This window comes from Protofrankia sp. CiP1_Cm_nod2, assembly GCF_920664355.1.
In the GTDB taxonomy this organism is placed as follows: Bacteria; Actinomycetota; Actinomycetes; order Frankiales; family Frankiaceae; genus Protofrankia.
On the sequence record NZ_CAKKTL010000179.1, the window covers coordinates 1 to 2,904 of the forward strand.

Genomic DNA, 2,904 nt, shown 5'->3' on the forward strand with positions numbered 1-2,904 from the left:
GGTGAGCTCCGGCGCGAGCCGGCGGATCCGGCCCACCGCGGCCCACAGCGGCTCCCGGGGCCGCGGCGGCGGGGCCGCCGCCGGCTCCGGCCCGCTGCCCGGCCCACTGCCCGGCCCACTGCCCGGGGCACTGCGCGGATCACGGGGTGTGGGCACGGCGGCGGTACTCACCACGCCGGCCCGACGTCACCGACCGTGCGCACCCACTCCGCCGGCCAGCGCGCGCTCATCGCGGCAGCCCCGCGTCCTCGGGCTGGCCGCCGCCCACATCCGCCAGATCATATGCGGACAGCAACGCCGCATAACCGGGAGCGGTGGCCATCAGCTCCCGGTGGCTGCCGTGCCCGGCGACCCGTCCCCGCTCCAGGTAGACGACGTCGTCGGCGAGCTCGATCGTCGCCCGCCGGTGCGCGACGACGACCACCGTGGACGCGCCCGCCCGCGCCCGCAGCCCCGCGAGGATCGCCGACTCGACCCGCGGGTCGACGCTGGACGTCGCGTCGTCGAGCACCAGCAGGCGGGGCCGGCGGACCAGCGCGCGGGCCAGCGCGATCCGCTGCCGCTGGCCGCCCGAGAGCGTCGTGCCCCGCTCGCCGACCCGCGTGTCCAGCCCGGCGGGCAGCGCGGCGACGAAACCGTCCGCCTGGGCGCGCGCGAGCGCCTCCCAGACCGCCTCGTCGCCCACCTCGGAGCCGAGGGTGACGTTGGCGCGGACGGTGTCGTCGAACAGGAACGCCTGCTGGGGGACGAGGGCGGCCACCGCGGCGGCCTCGTCGCGGGCGAGCTCCGCCAGGTCGGCCCCGTCCACGCGGACCGCCCCGCTGTCGGGGTCGTACAGCCTGACCAGCAGGCCGGCCAGTGTGGACTTGCCCGCACCGGTCCGTCCCACCAGCGCCACCACCCGGCCCGCCGGCACCTCGAAGCTCACCCTGTCCAGCGTCGGACGTTCCAGCGCCGGGCTCTCCGGGGGCGAAACGGCCACCGCGGTGGCCGCCGGCGCCCCACCCTCGGTGAGCGGCCCCACGGACGGCCGTGGGGCCGGCCGTGGGGACGGCCGTGGATAGGTGTAGGAGACGGCGTCCACCGCCAGCGCCACCGGCGCGCGTCCCGGCACGGACTCCGAGCCGAAACGCTGGTCGTCACGGGCCCGCAGCACCGTGCTCACCCGGCGGTGGCCGACGACCGACCGGGGCAGCTCGCCGAACACCCAGCCGATCGCCCGCAGCGGGAACGCCAGCAGCGTGAACAGGTAGGCGACCCGGATCAGCTCCCCGACCGCCAGGTCGCCCGCGGCGATCCGGGCCGTCCCGACCAGCAGGACGACCAGCACGCCGATGTTGGGCAACGCGTCCATCACCGGGTCGAACAGCCCCCGGACCTGCCCGGCGCGCACCATCGCCGCGCGCAGCTCGTCCGCCTTGCGGGCGAACCGGGCCGTCTCGTCGTCCTCCCGGCCCGTTGTCTTGACCACCAGCGCGCCGTCGAAGGACTCGTGCGCGAGCCCGCTGACCTCCGCCCGCAGCTGCTGGGCGCGGGCGAGCAACGGGGAGATCTTCCGGCCATAGACGATGTTGACAGCGCCGAAGGCCGGGAAGACGACGCATCCCACACCGGTGAGCAGCGGATCCGTCACTATCAGCACTGTCAGGGCGACGACCAGCGCGCCCAGCACCCCCACCGCGAACGGCAGCGGGAGGACCGGCGCCCAGCTCGCCTCGACGTCGGCGTTCGCGTTCGACAGCAGCAGGCCGGTCGGATGGCGCTGGTGCCAGGACAGCGGCAGCCGCAGGTACTGCCGGACGACGCGGCGGCGGCAGGCGGCCTGTAGCCGGAAGGCCATCACACCGCCGCCGAGCCGGCGTACGAACATCCCGGCGGCCCGGGCCGCCCCGACCGCGAACAGGACGACCGCGGCCAGCGCGAGGCCGCCGGCGCCGGCCCGGCCGGTCGTGAAGGACGGCAGCACGACCCTGTCGACGACCTCGCCGAGCACCACCGCGCTCGCCACCATCATCAGGCCGAACAGGCCGCTGCCGACGACCGCGACGGCGAACACCCGGGGCTCGTCCCGGATCCCCGTGCCGAGGATGGCCAGCCCCCGGCGGATGACGGCAGGAGAGCCCGCGGAAAGCGGCGCCCCCACCGTCTCCGCATCCGCCGTCTCCGCATCCGCCGTGTTCACGCCCACCGGGCTCACGCCTGCCGTGTCCGCATCCGCCATACGCGCGCCCGCCGGGCTCACGCCTGCCGTGCCAGCGCCCGTGTCCGCTTCCAGCGCGTCCGCCGTGCCCGCCTCCTGGGTGACACCCGTATACGCGAACGCGGGAGCGGCGGGAGCGGATACGGACCGCGCGCAGGCCCTGGTCGCGGGCGCCCTCGCGACTGCCAGCACGTCCGGTTCCGCGGCCGTCAGCGCCTTCGCGTGACCCGGGGCCGCCTGCGCGTGGTTCGGGGCGTGTTCGGGCACGGCTCTCCCCTCTGCCGCTCACCACGGCCGTACTGCTCACCGCCGGCGCTCCGCCGGCTACGCCGGCCAGCCCCGGCCGGTGCCGGCCAGCACCGCCGGGACGCGTTCACGTCGACAACGCTGTACACCGCAACGTCCTCTGACCGGCGTCGCGCTCTCCCGGAACCATCACCCGCCGGAATCATCACCCGACGCAATCATCGCCCGGCGGGTGACGTCCGGTCCATGCGCGCGGCGCACCCGACGGCTCGTATACGACAGCTGACGCACACCATTTCGCATACGATCAGCAACCGTGTGCAATGGTTACCGTGTAGCGGCTGACCCACATCGGAGGCTGACCCACATCGGCATCGTCCACTCACGAGATGTCCGGCAGACGGCCATGAGCTGACGGACGCCCAGCGAACCGGTGTGTTCGGCGAACCGGTGTGTTC

The 2,904-nt window shown here is 75.0% G+C and carries 1 protein-coding gene; it reads right to left on the reverse strand.

The window, feature by feature from the left end; genetic code table 11:
• Positions 1-226 precede the first annotated feature (226 nt).
• On the reverse strand, positions 227-2,467 hold the full coding sequence (locus NBW84_RS17860) for an ABC transporter transmembrane domain-containing protein (protein ID WP_250285872.1): 2,241 nt from the start codon (positions 2,465-2,467) through the stop codon (positions 227-229).
• Positions 2,468-2,904 lie beyond the last annotated feature (437 nt).